This is a genomic window from Barnesiella intestinihominis YIT 11860 (genome assembly GCF_000296465.1).
Taxonomy (GTDB): domain Bacteria; phylum Bacteroidota; class Bacteroidia; order Bacteroidales; family Barnesiellaceae; genus Barnesiella; species Barnesiella intestinihominis.
The window spans coordinates 531,735-550,102 of record NZ_JH815204.1; the positions used below are offsets into that span (position 1 = coordinate 531,735).

The window sequence follows — 18,368 nt, forward strand, 5'->3', positions numbered from 1 at the left end:
TTTTTTATTTGTTTCGTGCTACCGCTCCCGGCGAAAAGAGCGGCTACACCTTTATGTGTAGCTCCGGGCGTTACGCTCGATGCCCGGGATAGCTGTATTTGACTTTACGAAATTGATCGAATGTAATTTCTATTGAAGTCAATCGTTTAGAACGCACAAATCGCACGGACATTGAATTTTTGGTTCTTGAAGAGGCCGTTCCCCGATATTGTTCCTGTCGAGAATGCTAAACAATAAGCTCTATTGGTACGGGCATAGCTGTTTCCTGTGTATCCTTCCTGTGATGTCCAATAATACACGTCGGCGAGGATTTCAGTATCGATATCGTTATCGGACAGGGCATTCAAGATGTCGTTTATTTTTCCTTTGTTGCTCGTATCGGTTGTGCCGTAACTGGGTAGCGGATATTTCCACGAATCCTCATCGCAGAGCAATGCCAGTTCTTTCAGAGACGGGAAATACCAGCTGCTACAACCTTTGGGCGTAATGTTGTTATCGGCGAAGGTTTTGATGGATTGAGCGGCTTGACATCTGTAAAGTATTTTCGCTGGGTCGCTGTTATAAGCCAATAATACCATAGTGTTGTTATATCCCAACAGTTTGTGAGCTTCGCTGTCGAGCGTCTCGTCTACCGGAGAGATAGGGGCGATTTGTGTGTATTTGCTGTCGAAAGTCGCTGTTTCTTGCCACGTTGTCACACTCTCGCGGAAAGTCGTGCTTGCAGATTGCCAGGGTTTTCCCGTGGCGGCATCTTTCAAAGCGACGATGAGGCCGTGAGTACAATCGGGATAATCGGCCATCAATACCTTGTCGTTGGTCAGTGTGGATTTGGGATAGGTGTCTGAGTAGGTCCAGAAGACGATACCGACACACGCTTTTTTCTGTTCGTCGGTGAGGGTGGTATAATCGTCGGTTCTGACAAATGTTCCGTCTTCCATCGCCAAGTCGCCGACTTGTGTCTGAGTCCGGTCTGTGATATTTCCTATCGGCGGCGGTATTACAGCTATCCCGTCATCGTCCCCTACACCTTCGTCCCAGTCGTGAATGCTCGAAGATACTTCTATGGCTGTTTGATTGGCTGTGATGGTGTATCGGTATTTTTTCCCGCTTTCGAATGTTGTCCCGCCGTCTTTCATTTTGTAAACGAATTCTCCGCCTGCCGCTAACGTTATTTTAATAAATGCCGTCCCTGCTTCGATCGTTTGCGGTACGATAATGGCTTCGTTCAGTATCGAAGTTGCGCCTTCGGCTGTTATGTCGGTATCGATGGTTATATTTTGAACTGGTCCGTCTGCCGTGATTTCAATCCCGTCGGGGAGCTCGGTGTTTTTGCCATATGCATGCTTTTCTTTATCGAGCGTGAATTGGGCTTGGGGTAGGGTATTCAGTATCTCTACTTTGGTTATACCGGCGAGAAAATCGTTTTCACCGACTCCCTTTTTGAGTATTACTTCGATTTTGGAAAGCAAATGCCTGAATTGTACGGCCACGGAGGTGGGGTTACCGCTTCGCGAAACTCCGGTAAGTTTGGCATAAGTCAAGTCGGAGGTAGCATAACCATCGGTCTCGCTGCGTTGGTCTGCGGCTACGGTATGGGTGAGCGACCTTGCCGGATAGGTATTGCCGAACCATGTGGCGTTGGTGTGAAGGGCATAGATGTTTACGTCGTTGCCGGTTAACGGGAAGTACATGGGCGTGCTGCCGCTCAATGTCCCGGCAGCCCCTCCTTCTTTGGTCAAGAGTATATTTTCATAGAGATTTTCTTGATCTATGGTTTGCTGTCGGTTTTTAGAATCGTCTATCCATAGATGTACCGTTTCTCCATCTTTGAGCTGTGTGTCCAGCCCGTGGGAGGATCGAGTCTGTACATCGATGCCGCTGGTGAATCTCAATTCGACTTGTCCGTCATAACCCGACAGACTTTCTGTTTCGTTGCATGCCGCCAGTCCGAGCAGGGCGGTCGCTAAAAAGAGATATTGTTTCATATTATTTTAGGTTTGTTGAAATTTCAAATTTTATTCTGCTTCTCCGCTATCGCCTGTACCGTTGCCCGATATCCAGTCTACAATTTCGGACGTTACGTCGATTTCTGTCTTGTTGAGCGTGACGTTGAATTTATATTTTTTGCCGGCTTCGAAACGGGTCGCGAAGGCGGATTGTACGAGCCATATAAAATGTCTACCGCCTTTTAGTTTGAATTTCAGAGACATTTCATCGAAATTGTCACTCGGTAGAATGATGGCTTCGGCTTTCGTCCCTTTGTTTGTCACGAGTAAATCGACTGTTCGGGGCGTTTCTGTTACGATCGCTATCTCATTACCATCTATGACGTCGTATGTCGCAGAGGTTTGTTGTCCGGTCAATTCTACGGTGAGACCTTCCAAAACCGAGGAATCGTCGAATCCTGTTCCGCTGGTTATGTTCAGTTCTATTTTCGCCAGTTTGTGGTAGAACGTGAAACGCACGGACGGTGTATTTTTATCGGTCTCCGGGTTGTCGCTTCCCAAAAGGTCGATTGCGCTTTGAGAGGATTGGTCGGTTATATCGATCGTATAAGTGCGACCGTTGTCACCAAGATTTTCCGTGTAGGGATAATAGGCGACAAAATTGCGTCTCGAACCGTCTGTCGGCAGGTAGATGGCCTCGGCTTCGGTGGCCGTGAATTTGCCGCTTCCATCGGTCGTGGTATAAAGTTTATTGTTTTGTTCCACTGTTTCTCTGGCGAGCATATATATTCCGATACGGTCGTTCGGTTCCCATCGGGTGTCGTTTGCACGCGATGTCACGCATATATTACCGTTCACATGCAGGGCTGTCGGGCCGCTATTCCCTGTTGTATCGCCGAGAGGAGATTCATCGTTACCACAACCGGCCAAAGTGACGATGGAGAGTGCTAAAATCAAAATTTTTACTTTCATTTTTATAGTCGGTTTGTTTCGTTTGTCTTTTAATAAATTTCGATGTTTTCACCGTTTTCTTCGTTACCGTTTTCCCAGCCGACGATCGTTGCCGTCATATCGGCTTCGATCGGAGTCAGCAAGTCTCCGGTTATGTACATGGGAGTCGGCATATCGTCGTTGAAGTTTTTCAACAGATCGGTGAGATCGTTTTCGATGGTTTGCGAGCTTCCATCTGTGAAAGTCAGATCGATTCGTAAGGATTGTTTCAAACCGGTTGTACCCAACAGTCGGGTATGCGCTGTTATTTTATTGTTAGTTCGAGCAAAAGGAAAACTTGTGTTCATGGCTTCGCCGCAGATTCGTTGTGATGAAAGGTCGAACGAACCTGCTATTCCCGAAAGGGTTCCCGTGATGTTTGAGATGCGATCCGGGTCTCCTTCTTTAACGGTCAGTTCGAATAACAAATCGCGCGTTTTTTGTTTCATGTAGATTTCTACTTCGAGTGTATCGTCTTTTATCGCATTGATGTTTTGTGCTTCTGTCAGCAGATATCCCGGCAATGACTCCAATAAACCTCTTTCTACCGTATTTATATGAGCCGTAGTATGGTCGATCGTTATTCCCTCGGCTTCGTTCCATGCGATGAGTGTATGGGATTTGGGCTCAAACAGAGAAGGGTGGCAGAACTCGCGGTCCACAGGTGCTTTGAGTGCCTTCCCTTCGCAGCAGGAGTGCTGTAATACATATTCTTCCGGTAAAGGGCAGTCTGTCGAACGATGAGACCAATCGGCCGTTATGGTTATTCTTCCTTTATCGGGGTGAGGTGTTTTGTAGAGTTCGTCTTTTACACAAGAGTTTAACAGTAGCAAACCTGCTACTCCGCTCATTATATATCGTATCGTTTGCATATTACCTCCTTTCAATTAAAATATATTCCATACTAATGTCACTCCGGCTGATATGGGGCCCCACCAGTTTTTAGTCTCCTTTCCCTGACGTACCCGTATGCCGTCGATAACGATGTATTTGTCGTAATCGGCATGGAGGCAGCCGAGAGCGAGAGAGAAATCGAGGTTTAGCGCCTTATTCAGTTTCAATTGGTAGCCGCCCGTTAATCCGCCGCCCATTAAATTGCCTTGTTTACCGATCTCGGATAGTTTGTAATTGAATGAGCCGGCTTTGTATATGGCTCCGATGTAGCCTCGTTTTTCTTTACCGATGTAGTAGCGCGCTTCGGGTGCGATTTCCCATAAGGCATAACGACGGTCGTTGCTGTTCCACGTCCAAGAAGTGTAGGAGCCGTTCACGAGTATGCCTACGTGACGGTTCAAGCGCCATTCCACTCCGAGGTCGGGGGTGAGAGTACCCCAACGGAGCAGATTTGCCCGCAAGGAGAGCGAATGAGCCTTCGCTTTTGCGGCGGCTTCGGCAGCGAGGCGCTCTGTTTCGGCACGTTCTTTTTCTTCTCTTTCAGCCGCAAGCCTTTCGGTTTCAGCTTGTTTGCGGGCCTTTTCTTGGGCGGCAAGGTGTTCTCTTTCGGCTTGTTCTTTCGACAGTCGTTCTGCCTCGGCTTTTTCACGAGCAGCTTGCTCTATGGACAGACGTTCCCGTTCGGCTTTTCCCGATCTCTCTTTGTTGTAATTTTCGACCCGTCGAGCCGCTTCTATCCCTGCAATTTCGGCTACTTTTTCTACGCTGGCCGGAAAGGTGACGACAACGACGTTGTGCAGTTGTTCTTTCCCATAAGAAGAGGGGATAGCCCGGTCGGTGACGAACATCTGTTCGGTCAATCCTCCCTGCGTGATGAGTTCCGATTTTATTCTGTTGTTACGAATGTATGCCATGCGTTCGGAAGTCAATATATCGTTCGCCGATGCGGCATAGCTCGAAACGCTGATATACATTTGCCCGGCTTGCAACTGCTTTTTGTTCTTTTCCAAAATATTTAGGAGCTGGTGCAGAGACCGGTCGTTTCCATTCCACGGTACATAGAACATGTCGTCGTTCGGAACGAAACGGAATATATAGGTTGTGTCTGTCGGTTGTTGTGCTATTACAGGTAATTCCCATATAAACAACAATGCTGTTATCAATAATAATTGTTTGCTTTTTTTCATATTGGGCAGTTTTGTTTTTCTATGGATATAAATAAATATGTATCGACTATATAATATTAAAAGATTTTTGCAAATCTATTATTCTTTGTTTGAAAAAATGTTTTTTGATTTGTTAATTTAGTGTAATAAAAATGGTGGTCTTGAATTTCTTAATATTTTACTATAAGAGAAGTATCTATACATAAAAATTACAGAAAAAATTCTTTATTTCAAACTATTTGTACTACTTTTGTTGTCAGATGTCGGGCATATAGATTTTATGCTCGGCTTGTTTTGCGAATAATAGTATATATTCTATATATTTATATAAATAGTTTGGCTTAAACAACTTAACTAATAACAACTATGGCAGAAAGTAAAGAAAAACTGTTTGACCAGTTCCCTCCGGTGTCCACACAGGAATGGAAAGAAAAGGTCGTGGCAGACCTTAAAGGAGCTGATTTTGACAAAAAGCTCGTATGGAGGACTAACGAAGGGTTTAATGTTAACCCCATGTACCGTGCCGAAGACATAGCAAATTTGAGTACGACCGATTCTCTTCCCGGTGAATATCCCTACGTGCGAGGAACTCGTGCCGACAACAATTGGCTGGTTCGTCAGGATATCAAGGTAACCGATGTGAAAGAAGCCAATGTAAAGGCTCTGGATATTTTGAAAAAGGGTGTGGAATCGTTGGGATTCGAGATTGCCAAAGATTTGATTTCGGTAGAAAACTTGAAAACTTTGCTGCATGGTATCGACGTGGAGAATGTGGAATTGAATTTCTCCACTTGCATGAAAAGCACAGTGAAACTTGCCGAAACAGTAGCCGCTTATTTCAAAACGACTCCTGCCGATTTGCAAAAGGTATCGGGCTCGATTCGTTTCAATCCGTTTAAGCGAATGTTGACCAAAGGCCGTGATTTCGCCGATTATGCCGATCAGGCTGTTGCGGTTATCGATGCGGTGAAAGAGTTGCCCGGATTCCGGGTATTGGCAGTCGATGCCGTGATGTTGAACAATGCCGGATCTTTTATTTCTCAGGAACTCGGTTTTGCTTTGGCTTGGGGTAATGAGTGGCTGGCCGCCCTTACAGATAAAGGTCTGTCGGTCGACGAAGTCGCTAAACGAGTGAAATTTAATTTCGGCATATCGTCCAATTATTTTATGGAGCTTGCCAAATTCCGGGCTGCCCGTATGTTATGGGCTCAAATTGTGAAACAATATAATCCGGCTTGCGATTGTGCTTGTAAAATGAAGGCTCATGCGCAGACTTCGGAGTTCAACCAGACTATATTCGACGCTCATGTGAATCTCCTTCGTTCGCAGACCGAGACGATGTCGGCTGCTTTGGCGGGTGTGGATTCCATTACGACGACTCCTTTCGACAAGGCTTACAAGGAACCGGACGATTTTTCGGAAAGAATCGCTCGTAACCAACAGTTATTGTTGAAAGAAGAGTCGCATTTGAATCGTATTACCGACCCGGCTGCCGGTTCTTATTATGTGGAGACTTTGACGGTTTCGATCGCCGAGCAGGCTTGGAAACTTTTCCTCGAAGTGGAAGAGAAGGGCGGCTTCTACAAAGCCGTGAAAGAGGGATTCGTACAAAATCAAGTGAACGCTTCGGCCGAGACGCGCCATATGAATGTGGCTCGTCGGAAAGAAATTCTGTTGGGAACGAATCAATACCCCAATTTCAATGAAGTCGCCAGCGATAAAATCGTTAACGGCGAAGCGTGCGGTTGCGGATGCGGAAAGCACGAGGGAGGACATCATTGCGAACCCGAGTTCCCCGTGTTGAATACCAAACGGGCAGCCAGTGATTTCGAAACTTTGCGATTGGCAACAGAACGTTCGGGCAAACGACCGACGGTATTCATGTTGACTATCGGGAATTTGGCCATGCGTTTAGCACGTTCTCAATTCTCGTCGAATTTCTTTGCTTGTGCCGGATACAAGATCGTCGACAACCTCGGTTTCGAGACCGTACAGGCCGGAATCGATGCCGCTTTGGACGCCAAAGCCGATATTGTGGTACTTTGTTCGAGCGATGACGAGTACGCTCAATATGCTCCGGAAGCGTTCAAGATACTCGATGGTCGCGCTCTGTTCGTCGTAGCCGGAGCTCCGGCTTGTATGGACGAATTAAAGGCTCAGGGTATTACCGAGTTTATTCACGTTCGTTCGAATGTACTCGATACGTTGAAATCGTTTAATGAAAAACTTTCGATTTAAAGGCGGACAATTTGTATCACACAAGAAAAAACAAAAAGACAATGAGACCTAATTTTAAGAATATAGATATTACGAAGGATGCTTTCGCCCATTCGGCAGGGAAAGTAGCCCATGAGGGTGAAAACTGGATAACCCCGGAGTTGATACCCGTCAAACCTGTTTACACCAAAGAAGACCTCGAAGGTCTTGAACACTTGAATTATGTAGCCGGACTTCCTCCGTTTCTTCGTGGCCCGTACAGCGGTATGTATGCCATTCGTCCGTGGACAATCCGTCAGTATGCAGGTTTCTCGACCGCAGAGGAGTCCAATGCTTTCTATCGTAGAAACTTGGCTTCGGGACAAAAGGGATTGTCTGTGGCATTCGACCTCCCGACACACAGAGGATATGATGCCGATCACGAGCGTGTGGTAGGCGATGTAGGTAAGGCCGGTGTATCGATTTGTTCGCTCGAAGATATGAAGGTTTTGTTCGACGGTATTCCTTTGAACAAAATGTCTGTATCCATGACGATGAACGGAGCCGTGTTGCCTATCCTTGCTTTTTATATCAATGCCGGGTTGGAACAAGGCGCGAAACTCGAAGAGATGGCCGGAACGATTCAGAACGATATTTTGAAAGAATTTATGGTGCGTAATACCTATATTTATCCGCCTGAATTCTCGATGCGTATCATCGCCGATATTTTTGAGTTTACTTCGCAAAACATGCCGAAGTTCAACTCGATATCCATTTCGGGATACCACATGCAGGAAGCCGGAGCGACAGCCGATATAGAGCTGGCTTATACGTTGGCCGACGGTCTTGAATATTTGCGTGCCGGAATCAACGCCGGTATGGATATCGACGCATTCGCTCCGCGGTTGTCTTTCTTCTGGGCTATCGGCATGAATTTCTTTATGGAGATCGCCAAGATGCGTGCCGCACGTATGTTGTGGGCTAAGATCGTAAAACAGTTCAACCCCAAGAATCCGAAATCTCTCGCTTTGCGTACTCACTCGCAAACGTCGGGTTGGTCACTGACCGAACAAGATCCGTTCAATAATGTGGGTCGTACTTGTATCGAGGCTATGGGGGCTGCTTTGGGGCATACCCAATCGTTGCACACCAACGCTCTCGACGAGGCTATCGCCCTGCCAACCGATTTTTCGGCTCGTATCGCTCGTAATACTCAGATTTATATTCAAGAAGAGACCTATATTACAAAAGAAATCGACCCGTGGGCAGGTTCTTATTATGTAGAGGCTCTGACTAACGAGCTGGCTCATAAGGCATGGGAACATATTCAAGAGATCGAGAAGTTGGGCGGTATGGCTAAGGCCATCGAAACCGGACTCCCGAAACTTCGTATCGAAGAGGCTGCCGCCCGTACGCAGGCACGTATCGACTCGGGTAAACAGACGATCGTGGGTGTAAACAAATACCGTCTTGAAAAAGAGGCTCCCATCGATATTCTCGAAGTCGATAATACGGCTGTGCGTAAAGAGCAAATCGAGCGTCTGCAAGATTTGAAAGCTCATCGCGACGAAGCCGCGGTTAAAGCGGCTCTTGATGCGATTACCGAATGTGTGAAGACGAAGAAGGGTAATTTGCTCGACTTGGCTGTCAAAGCCGCTAAGGTTCGCGCTACGTTGGGAGAGATTTCCGATGCTTGCGAAGTTGTCGTAGGTCGTTATAAAGCAGTAATCAGAACTATATCAGGCGTGTATTCATCAGAGACTAAAAAGGATGCCGATTTCGTTCGGGCAACGGAATTGTGCGAAAAATTCGCTAAAAAGGAAGGTCGCCAACCTCGTATCATGATAGCGAAGATGGGACAAGACGGTCATGACCGTGGGGCCAAAGTGGTAGCTACCGGATATGCCGATTGTGGCTTTGACGTGGATATGGGACCTTTGTTCCAGACTCCGGCGGAAGCTGCGCGTCAGGCTGTCGAAAACGACGTACATGTGTTGGGTGTTTCTTCTTTGGCTGCCGGCCATAAGACTTTGGTTCCTCAGGTAATCGAAGAGTTGAAGAAATTGGGTCGCGAGGATATTGTGGTAATTGCCGGTGGAGTTATTCCTGCACAGGATTATGACTTCCTTTACAAGGCCGGTGTAGCGGCTATCTTTGGCCCGGGTACTTCGGTAGCCAAAGCTGCGTGCCAGATACTCGAAATTCTTCTCGATGAGTAATTTTGGAAAAGGATAATGTGTTGAAGCCCGGCAGTAATAAACTGCCGGGCTTTTTTTGATAATAATATATTGTTATAAAAATGTTTAAAAATAATTGTCTATGATTTGAAAAATATATTAATTTGCAGAACCGATTTATTTCTTAATCTTGATATATATGAAAAATTATTTGTTCCCTTTTAGTTTCTTATTGCTTAGTTTGGGCATTCAGGCCGAGAAGCCGCAGTGGGGTATTCCCGATACGATAAGTCATTATCCGATAGGTCCCGGAGCTGTGTATACTCATATCGAGTTTACACAAAAGCCGATACAGTTACATCAAATTACATTGGATTTGAATAACGAATATAATGCGGTAGAGGTATATCCGTCTAACGGGAAGACTCCGGATGCCTCACGGGAGACAACGTCATCGCAGTGTAAGAGTAACTCTTATGAAGGACACCGGGCGTTTTTCGGGGTAAATCACGATTTATTTTATTATACGGGGCAGACTACGGCTGCGGGGATCAATGTCCGTAACGGAGAAGTTGTCAGTCATTACGGCGATTATGGTCGTTCTGTCATGTCTATTAGCAAAGATAAGGTGGCAGAGGTTTTCCCTCCTAAATATTCGGCAAAGGTAATTTGTCCAGACCAAACAGAAATAACGATCGACAATGTGAACGAGTCGGCATACGGAATACAATCATACAGAAATTGCGTATTGTTCAATACGTATAGCAGTCTTACTCTTACGGAAGACGGTTTATATGTGAAAATAATGCCGCAAGGGGAATGGATTATTAACGGTAACTCGACTCCTTGTCGAGTGGAGGCTATGGAGCATACCCCTATACAACCCGATGGAAAAAGTCATATTTTGTTTATGAGAAACCATGCGTCGGAGCAGTTCGAGGATAAAGTAAAAGTAGGCGATGTCGTTTATATCGACCAGCGGTTTGTGAATACGACGTTTCCCAATTCCGGCATATCCGTTCCACCGGCACAAAACGTTGTACAAGCGTTGCATGGTTGGCCGAGCGTGATATTGAACGGAGAACTTCACGATAAAGAGTACAACGATTTTGTCACTCCCGGACGTGAGTTTCAAGACTATCCTTGTACATTGGTGGGGATAACGAAAGACGGGAAAAGATTGTTTATCATTACCGCCGACAAGGCCTCTATGGTTGAGAATGCTTATTATTTAGTAGAGCAAGGAGCTTGGAATGTCGTTAATTTTGACGGTGGGGGATCGGCTACTATGGTTGTTTGTGACGAAGTGGTAAATACTCCTACCGATGGAAAAGAGAGGGCTGTGATGGATTCGTTTCAAGGTATTTCGTTAGCTCCGGTTGACAGTACGTTTTCTTTCGTTTCTTTTTCTAAACCTTCTGTGCAGGCTATACCTTTGTCGGTGGTTCCTTTGAGGGTATTGGCTCATAACCGTTATGGCGAGATTATCGACGATGATTTTAAAGATGTTACTTATTCGTGCGAACCGGAGGAATTGGGATATGTGAATAGTCGTGGCGAGTTTTGTGCGGGAGCTGTTTCTATGTTAGGAACGATTACGGCTCGGAAAGGTGACTCTGCATGTAAAATACGGGTCGTTATGGGTAATGCCGGCAAGTCGGTTAAATTATGTGCCGATAGTCTTTGTATCGACGATATTAGAGAATATCCGATAGAGATCGAGACCGAATCGGACGGAAAGAGATATATGGTAAATCCTGCTATTTTTGACTGGCAATCTGTGGGAGCGGATTGCTGTGATGTAGTGGAAGGTGTCGTGAGAGGTGTCACGAACGGGCGAACTGTGTTGCAAGGGAAATATGGAGATGTGGAAATTCAGTTACCGGTTATTGTTGAAATTGGAGTGGGAGAGAATGTGCATGAACATTTTTCTGATGGAGCTTCTTTTTCTGTAACCGGTAGTTCTGCTATAACCGACATTCGTTTCGATTCGTCTGTCCTTCCTGTGGGTTGGAGTGACGGTACTACTCTGTTGTTCGATTTATCCACCGGGCGTGCTCCTAATATTATGTTGGATAAGCCGATACGTTTCTTCGGGTTACCCGATTCGATTTCGATACAGGTGAAAAATTGGAGCGCTTTAATCAATAATATTTCTTATGAATTTTCTTGTTCTACTGGTTCTTGGAGCCGTATCGTTAATCCAGATGCCGATAGCGATTCTGTCTATACAGTGTCTTTTGCCGATTTAGATGTAACGGCTTTCCCGGTGGTGTTGAATGGTATGAAGATATACTTGTCGACACAGATAAAGGGACCGAATCAGAAAATTTCATTTAGGGATTTGAAGGCTTATTACCCTCATGAAGCACCCGATGGGATAAAAGAGGTAAAATGCGGATCTGATTTTTCGATAAGTAAGATTGATCCGGGAGTAATAAGGATACAAGGTATATCGGAAGGAGAAGATATTGTTATTACATTGTCGGATATGAACGGGAGACTGTTGGAAACTTTCTGCGATAAGGCTGTGGGTTGTGGTGTTTGTGACATAGAGTTACCGTTCGTATTACCTCCGGGTGTATATTTGGTGGGAATACAGACGAAAAACGGTCGTGTAGTGGAAAAACTTGCATGGTAATGAGAAGCGAACCCCGAATTTTTCGGGGTTCTTTATTTAGGATTCTTTCGAGAGAAGGCTATCTGTATTTTTTAAGAGTGTTTTGATCATTCGGAGGAATACAAAACTTTTTTCATAAATTAAGAATACCGTATTTTTTTCTTTGTTTTATTTTTATTAGTATCTTTATTCGCTTTTATAAACATGATTGTCTATGAATAAAAATTTTATCTCATTGTGCGCCGGTATTTTATTGGGTGTATCTCCGCTTTTTGCCGTACCGGCCAAGCCTGTCCTTGTTAGGGTCGCTCAACCGGACGGGACCGTTGTAACCGTTAAAACCGTAGGTGATGAATTTTATCATTACAAGTCTACTTCCGATGGCATTCCGGTAGTACGTGGCGAAGATGGTTTCTATCGTTATGCCGAGTTGTCTGCAACGGGACTGGTTGTTGCGGGCAATGTGATAGCCCGCGATTCGTCGATGAGGAGTGTTTCGGATAAGGCGTATTTAACATCGCTGTCCGAGAAGAAGATTTCACAGAAACTTTTTAGTCGTCGTAATCTACGGAAGCAACAATTACAAAACAATATAACTCGTCGAGTTACGCAGGCTACTGCCGGCGACGATGTGCACGGTTTGGTCTTGTTGGTTCAGTTCAGCGATAAGAAATTCAGTTCGGTGGGGACACAGCAGGCTTTCGACGAGATGATGAATAAGGAAGGATATGATTATATGGGAGCCATCGGTAGCGCTCGGGATTATTTCATTTCTCAATCGGGAGGACTCTTTCAACCGACATTCGATGTGGTAGGGCCTATCACTCTCGACAATACGATGGCTTATTATGGGGCTAATGATTATTCCGGTCAAGACGTACGTCCCGATGAGATGGTTATCGATGCTTGTAAGAAGTCTGAATCGACGGTCGATTTCACGATATATGACAGAGATAATGATGGATTCGTCGATTTGGTGTATGTGATTTATGCCGGGTATGGAGAATCGTCGGATATAGACGGTTCTTTGGAAAATGCGATTTGGCCTCATGCTTGGTATATTTATCAAGGTGCGCAAAAGCGAGTATCGGTCGACGGTAAATATCTCGATGCTTATGCTTGTTCGGCCGAGCTGTTGGGAAACAGTGGTACTACTCGGGACGGAATCGGTACATTTTGCCATGAATATAGCCATACGTTGGGACTCCCCGATTTTTACGATACGAGCGGTGTGACTTCGAATTATGGAATGGGCACGTGGAGTTTGATGGATTATGGCTGTTATAATGGCCCTGATTCCGATGGCGACGGTTATTCCGATGGTTCTGTTCCGGTCGGGTACACAGCATATGAGCGGGAGTTTTGCGGTTGGATAACTATCGAAGAGCTGACGGCTCCTTCTTCGGTTACACTGGAAAATCTGGCCGATAGCAAGAAGGCCTATAAGATAGTATCGAGCGATAAAGATCAATATTTTACATTGGAAAATAGGCAACAGACCGGTTGGGATCGATATATGGCATCAGCCGGGCTGATGATCGTGAAAGTCGATTACGATCAGTCCGTTTGGGATTATAATACGGTTAACAACGAATCGATCCGCCAGCGCATGACCATTATGCCGGCCGACAATAAATATAGCGAGTATAATGAAGATGGTGACTTATATCCCTATAATGGTAATACCTCTTTTACCGATGACAGTCGCCCGGCTGCAAAGACAAATACCGGATTGAAGTTGGGAAAACCTGTAACCAACATCGCACAAGATAATGGTGTGATTACGTTCGACTTTATGGGAGGAACCCCGGCAGTGCTTGCTCCCGTGGCCGATGTCGCTACTCATGTGACAGCAACCGGATTTACCGCAAACTGGTCGTCGGTAGAGAATGCTGCCAGCTATACGTTGCAGGTCGATAGAAAACAACCATCGGCCGGTGGCGAAATTTTACTGTCGGAGGATTTCTCGAATTGCACGGCTGACGAGACTACAAATATCGCAGGAACGACTACATTCGGAAATGCGAAGGACGGTTATTTCCAAACTTCGGGTTGGAGTGGTAAGTATTTGTTCCCGAACATAGGAAAGATGAAACTAGGTAATTCGGATAACGGGGGAGCTGTATGTACTCCGGCTATCGATTTATCTTCTTGCGACGGAGTATTTACTGTCCAGTTCGATGCCTCTATGTTCGATGGAAGTAAAGAGAAAAGTGTTGTGATAAAGGTATATGTCGAAGGAGATGAGTCGAATGCTCAATCGACCGAAATTCTCTCGACCAGTAAGATGAATACTTACACGATGACTTTTACAGGTGGTACAGCCGATAGTAAAATCGTGCTGATGTCGACAGCGAGCAGTGGAAAAAAGAGGGCTTATCTCGATAATATCGTTATATATAGCGGTGAAGTTTTACCTGAGATGGCTTCTAAACAAGCTGTTAGCGATGTTTGGCCTCTGATTGTGACGGGAATTACGGATACATCGTATCAGCTCGTTGATTTGGAGCCGGGGTATGTGTATTCTTATAAAGTAAAAGCTGTGACCGCAGAGGGGGAAGAAAGTGACTATTCCAATGTGGTGAAGGTGGATTTATTTACCGGTATTTGCGATTTGCCGGAGTCGCGCAATCGAGTGTATACCGATAACGGTTATATTGTGGTCGAGTGTGAAACGTCACAGCCGGTCGAGGTCGTTAATTTGACAGGTCAGATTGTCGTATCGGCATCTGTGAATGGGCGTTCTTTGTTATCGGTTCCGGTTAAGGGTGTATATGTCGTGCGCTGTGGTACATCGGTAACTCGTGTGGTTGTGAAATGATGGTATGATACTATAAAGAAAAGACCGAAGCGAATGTAAATGGGCTTCAGTCTTTTTTTTATAGTATATGTATAAAAGTTTTTGAGAACTCAAATTTTTACTTTTCGATCGTTCAGCCGACTTTCTTCGGCTTTGAATCCCATGATATGGCTTTCGACTGAAACACTTATGGGGCTAGACAGATAGTCGCGGTTATCGTTCCCGACAGCGTTTATAAAATCGCGAACCAAACATAGGTCTCCGCCGCCGTGCCCGTGTCCGACGTAACTTTTCACTTCTTCTACTTTGGCATCCCATATGCGCTGTTTCCCACTGCGGAAATCGGTTACGGTAAATGTTGTCATATCACCTACGATTTCTCCTTTCGTACCCATTATTTGAGTCCTTCTTCCTCCTTTGGCCATGAATGCCTCCATAGAGAAATTGGCTGTAACACCATTTTCAAACTCCATGCTGGTCACGTAGTGGTCGCATTGGTCATTGTCCATTTGGAACACGCAGCGTCCGTAATCGGTAGTCCGTATCACTTTACGTATTGCCTCGTTTTGAAGGCTGCGTTCTTTGGGCAGGTCGAATGCATATATATGTTTTCGTTTTTTCAAATAAATGTCTAATGCGGAATAGGGGCATTCATTTTCATGCGGACAATCTAAACAACGTTCGGTAGCACCTTGCGGCATATTTTTCCGTTTGAAATAGGTTAAAGAGCCGTAGGCCGAAATAGATTTGCATGGAGAGCCGACCAGCCATCTGATAATGTCGAGGTCGTGGCAGGATTTTGCCAAAATAATGGGGGTAGTTTCCTTTGAATTATGCCAGTTGCCTCTTACATAAGAGTGCGCCATGTGTGCGTATTGTATGGGTTCGAGATGTTGTATACTAATCAGTTGCCCTATGTCACCCGAATCGATGATTTGTTTGAGAGCGATGAAATAGGGTGCGTATCGTAATACATGGCAGACTCCTACAATGGCATTTTTTTTGATCGCTAAATCTCGAATGTCCGTACATTCTTTTTCAGTAGGTGCTATGGGTTTTTCGAGTAAGATGTGATAGCCCATCGAAAGCGCTTTCATACAAGGATCATAATGTAGATTGTCGGGTAGACTAATGATAACGGCATCTGCGAATTTTGTTTTATTCAAGGCTTCTTTCCAATCGGTAAATCTGTTTTCTTCCGGGACATCGTGGTCTTCGGCCATAGATTTTAGCCGCAATTGATTTTTATCGGCGACTCCTACTATTTTCATGCAATCGGGGTACTTTTTTGCATATCCGGCGTAAACGCTTCCTCTGTTACCTGCACCGAGGACAAGAAATGTTACCGGTCGATTTACACTGGCTTTCAGGTCTTTTATGTCGGTGGCGATTCGAGATACATTGTTTGTCTGTTTTCCGTTGGCTAAAATAGAAGGCGCAAAAGCTGCACCGACAGCGGTAAGTCCCATTACTTTTAAAAATTCCGAGCGTTTCATGATTTAGATTTGATTTTCAAAATTTCTACAAATATATAAAAGAGAAAAATACGAAACAATTTATGTTTTTAATATTTTCGATTTATATATATATTGCTTCGATTCGTTTCTTATGAGATTGTAATGGTGTTTTTCTTGATCTTGTTTGTGTGAGAGAAGTTGAATGATTACATTTGTTTGTTCAATATCGGCATGTATGGGGAGCGATGAGTTGAAGGCATTTTTGACGGCTCTGTCGGGTAGGGATATGAAAATTCGGATTGCAGAATTTTTACAGCAGAAGGATTGTATCGCCGAAGCAATGGATATAGCTGTGGGGGAATCTGGTTCAGAGGCATTTCGTGCAGCATGGGGTATCTCTGCAATATACGAAACGAACCGCCTTTGTTTTTTACGATATAAAGACAAGTTCGTTTCGGATTTTTGTCGTGTCAACCACCACGGGGTAAGAAGAGAATATGGCCGTATAATGTTGAGTATGTTGAAACATAAGGAGTATATTCCAGATAGGCATTCTGCTGAAAATTTGGCCGAAATAGTCTGTTCGTGGAGTATTGACCCAAAGATAACGATATCGGAAAAAGTGTGGACTTTTTCGATATTGAAATTTTTATCCCGGTGGGTAGAATGGGGTGAAGATATGTTACAACAATTGGAGGCTCTATGTGAAACTGATATGTCGCCGGGAATGAGGGCCTTAATGCGTCGATTGCGCAAATAGTTTAAAATAGCTTAAATGTTTTTTATTCATCTCGTGAACACTTTGCCTAGTATTACATTTGTATAATAGAACCTAAGGCATAAAGGAGATTTTATATGAAGAAGTTATGGGGTTGTATATTGGTATTTGCTGTGTTGCTGACGGGATGCCGATCGGCTTCGGTACTCTCGTTCGATGTGTGGCGACCGGCAAAAGTTACTTTTCCGGCGGATATCGTGCGGGTAACTGTCGTTAATAATTCGGCAGAGCCTAACGAAAAAGAGGGGAATAAATATAAGGATATTTCGGGTAAGGAATATACGTTGGTCGTGCCGCATGACAGCACGACTTATCGTTTGGCAGAATATATAGCATTAGAGCTTTCTGATGCACATTATTTCCCTGAGATTACAATTTTTTATGACGACTCTATAACCTTGCCTAAAAGTTTGTATCCTCTTTTGTCGGAAAATCAACTTTCGATTGTAAGGGGAGGAGCCGATAATACAGCGGTCGTGTCTCTCGATAAAACCGATATGGTAGTAAATATGGAGGATCACACTTTGTTAGGTTCTTCCGGAGAGACTGTCTTTGTTACAGACTTATCGGTAGCCACGACTTTGAATTTACGTGTATATTGGCCGAACAAGATAGAACCTTCTTCCGAAATGGTTACGGATACGTTATATTGGCAATCTTTCGGGTATACGCCAGATGATGCTCATAGTTCATTGCCTCTGACCGCTGAGTTTATTCAAGAGGCGATGAGGCAGATTTCTGCACGGGTAAGAGAATTGTTTATTCCTCATGTAGACAATGTCAATCGTTATATTTATACATCTACCAATCCGGCGATGGATGATGCTTATGATTTTTGGCAGCAGAAAAAATACAAAGAGGCTTCTTATTTGTGGGAATATGTTTATGAAGAACAGAAAAATGAAACTACCCGAGCTATGGCAGCAGCCAATTTGGCTGTGTATAATGAGCTGTTCGATAATTATAAAGTCGCTATTGAATGGGTAGATAAATCACTTTCCTTATTTGAAAAGAGGGTGGATAGTAATGCTTCTGATATAACTGTTTTACGGGATTATCGTCGACAACTGATGGAACGGAAGTCTGATAATTCTTTGTTGCAGAAACAAATGTAGAGACAAAGATTGGGAAGCCCTCTATTTTCTTGCATCTTCATCACCAAATAAAGGTGATGTACTTGGGAGTGAAGTTTTTGTTTGTATTAACCCCCTCGCCCTGCGGGCACTCCCCCTATATTTTGCTGCGCAAAACACAGGGGGGAGAGGGTGAGGTGTATATCTCCCTTTCTCCTCGGCTCCGATGTTATTCAAAACGACCCGTCATGCTGCGGAGTACGGCAGGGGG

Annotated in this window: 11 protein-coding genes; 6 read left to right on the top strand and 5 right to left on the bottom strand. The window is 44.7% G+C overall.

Annotation, left to right across the window (positions count from 1 at the left end; translation table 11 throughout):
- Positions 1-146 precede the first annotated feature (146 nt).
- Genes HMPREF9448_RS14180 through HMPREF9448_RS07035 form a run of 4 tightly spaced genes read right to left on the bottom strand, consistent with a single transcriptional unit; the run spans position 147 to position 5,017 of the window.
- Positions 147-1,985, bottom strand: a complete 1,839-nt coding sequence (locus HMPREF9448_RS14180; RefSeq protein WP_008861895.1) for a fimbrillin family protein — start codon at positions 1,983-1,985, stop codon at positions 147-149.
- A gap of 30 nt (positions 1,986-2,015) precedes the next feature.
- A complete protein-coding gene (locus tag HMPREF9448_RS07025; RefSeq protein ID WP_008861896.1) occupies positions 2,016-2,918 on the bottom strand; it encodes a fimbrillin family protein in 903 nt (300 codons plus the stop codon).
- Between the two features lie 29 nt (positions 2,919-2,947).
- Positions 2,948-3,808 carry a FimB/Mfa2 family fimbrial subunit gene (locus HMPREF9448_RS07030; RefSeq protein ID WP_008861897.1) on the bottom strand — a complete coding sequence of 287 codons (861 nt, stop codon included), beginning with the start codon at positions 3,806-3,808 and terminating at the stop codon, positions 2,948-2,950.
- Between the two features lie 15 nt (positions 3,809-3,823).
- Positions 3,824-5,017, bottom strand: a complete 1,194-nt coding sequence (locus tag HMPREF9448_RS07035) for a DUF3575 domain-containing protein (RefSeq protein WP_008861898.1) — start codon at positions 5,015-5,017, stop codon at positions 3,824-3,826.
- Between the two features lie 345 nt (positions 5,018-5,362).
- Here HMPREF9448_RS07035 and mutA point away from each other — a divergent pair, with 345 nt between their 5' ends.
- The 4 genes from mutA (at position 5,363) to HMPREF9448_RS07055 (ending at position 14,810) form a co-directional block, all read left to right on the top strand.
- On the top strand, positions 5,363-7,234 hold the full coding sequence (gene mutA / locus HMPREF9448_RS07040; RefSeq protein WP_008861899.1) for a methylmalonyl-CoA mutase small subunit: 1,872 nt from the start codon (positions 5,363-5,365) through the stop codon (positions 7,232-7,234).
- A gap of 41 nt (positions 7,235-7,275) precedes the next feature.
- Positions 7,276-9,411 carry a methylmalonyl-CoA mutase gene (gene scpA, locus HMPREF9448_RS07045; protein ID WP_008861900.1) on the top strand — a complete coding sequence of 712 codons (2,136 nt, stop codon included), beginning with the start codon at positions 7,276-7,278 and terminating at the stop codon, positions 9,409-9,411.
- Positions 9,412-9,568: 157 nt separating this feature from the next.
- A complete protein-coding gene (locus HMPREF9448_RS07050) occupies positions 9,569-12,010 on the top strand; it encodes a phosphodiester glycosidase family protein (RefSeq protein WP_008861901.1) in 2,442 nt (813 codons plus the stop codon).
- Positions 12,011-12,203: 193 nt separating this feature from the next.
- Positions 12,204-14,810, top strand: coding sequence for a M6 family metalloprotease domain-containing protein (locus HMPREF9448_RS07055; RefSeq protein WP_008861902.1), 2,607 nt, complete (start codon positions 12,204-12,206; stop codon positions 14,808-14,810).
- Between the two features lie 89 nt (positions 14,811-14,899).
- Here the strand turns inward: HMPREF9448_RS07055 and HMPREF9448_RS07060 are convergent, their stop codons facing one another.
- Positions 14,900-16,285, bottom strand: coding sequence for a Gfo/Idh/MocA family protein (locus tag HMPREF9448_RS07060; RefSeq protein WP_008861903.1), 1,386 nt, complete (start codon positions 16,283-16,285; stop codon positions 14,900-14,902).
- Positions 16,286-16,448: 163 nt separating this feature from the next.
- On the opposite strand from HMPREF9448_RS07060, the gene HMPREF9448_RS07065 reads away from it, so the two are divergent.
- Both HMPREF9448_RS07065 and HMPREF9448_RS07070 read left to right on the top strand, forming a co-directional pair.
- Positions 16,449-17,006 carry a hypothetical protein gene (locus HMPREF9448_RS07065; RefSeq protein WP_157260352.1) on the top strand — a complete coding sequence of 186 codons (558 nt, stop codon included), beginning with the start codon at positions 16,449-16,451 and terminating at the stop codon, positions 17,004-17,006.
- Positions 17,007-17,101: 95 nt separating this feature from the next.
- Entirely contained in the window at positions 17,102-18,139 is a 1,038-nt protein-coding gene (locus HMPREF9448_RS07070; RefSeq protein WP_008861905.1) for a DUF6340 family protein, read from the top strand.
- The last annotated feature ends 229 nt before the right edge of the window (positions 18,140-18,368 follow it).

Coding starts and splice junctions, on each gene's coding strand:
- HMPREF9448_RS07070 (WP_008861905.1), top strand. CDS start 17,102: ATGAAGAAGTTATGGGGTTGTATATTGGTATTTGCTGTGTTGCTGACG.
- HMPREF9448_RS07025 (WP_008861896.1), bottom strand. CDS start 2,918: ATGAAAGTAAAAATTTTGATTTTAGCACTCTCCATCGTCACTTTGGCC.
- HMPREF9448_RS07050 (WP_008861901.1), top strand. CDS start 9,569: ATGAAAAATTATTTGTTCCCTTTTAGTTTCTTATTGCTTAGTTTGGGC.
- HMPREF9448_RS07060 (WP_008861903.1), bottom strand. CDS start 16,285: ATGAAACGCTCGGAATTTTTAAAAGTAATGGGACTTACCGCTGTCGGT.
- mutA (WP_008861899.1), top strand. CDS start 5,363: ATGGCAGAAAGTAAAGAAAAACTGTTTGACCAGTTCCCTCCGGTGTCC.
- HMPREF9448_RS07030 (WP_008861897.1), bottom strand. CDS start 3,808: ATGCAAACGATACGATATATAATGAGCGGAGTAGCAGGTTTGCTACTG.
- HMPREF9448_RS07035 (WP_008861898.1), bottom strand. CDS start 5,017: ATGAAAAAAAGCAAACAATTATTATTGATAACAGCATTGTTGTTTATA.
- HMPREF9448_RS07055 (WP_008861902.1), top strand. CDS start 12,204: ATGAATAAAAATTTTATCTCATTGTGCGCCGGTATTTTATTGGGTGTA.
- HMPREF9448_RS07065 (WP_157260352.1), top strand. CDS start 16,449: ATGATTACATTTGTTTGTTCAATATCGGCATGTATGGGGAGCGATGAG.
- HMPREF9448_RS14180 (WP_008861895.1), bottom strand. CDS start 1,985: ATGAAACAATATCTCTTTTTAGCGACCGCCCTGCTCGGACTGGCGGCA.
- scpA (WP_008861900.1), top strand. CDS start 7,276: ATGAGACCTAATTTTAAGAATATAGATATTACGAAGGATGCTTTCGCC.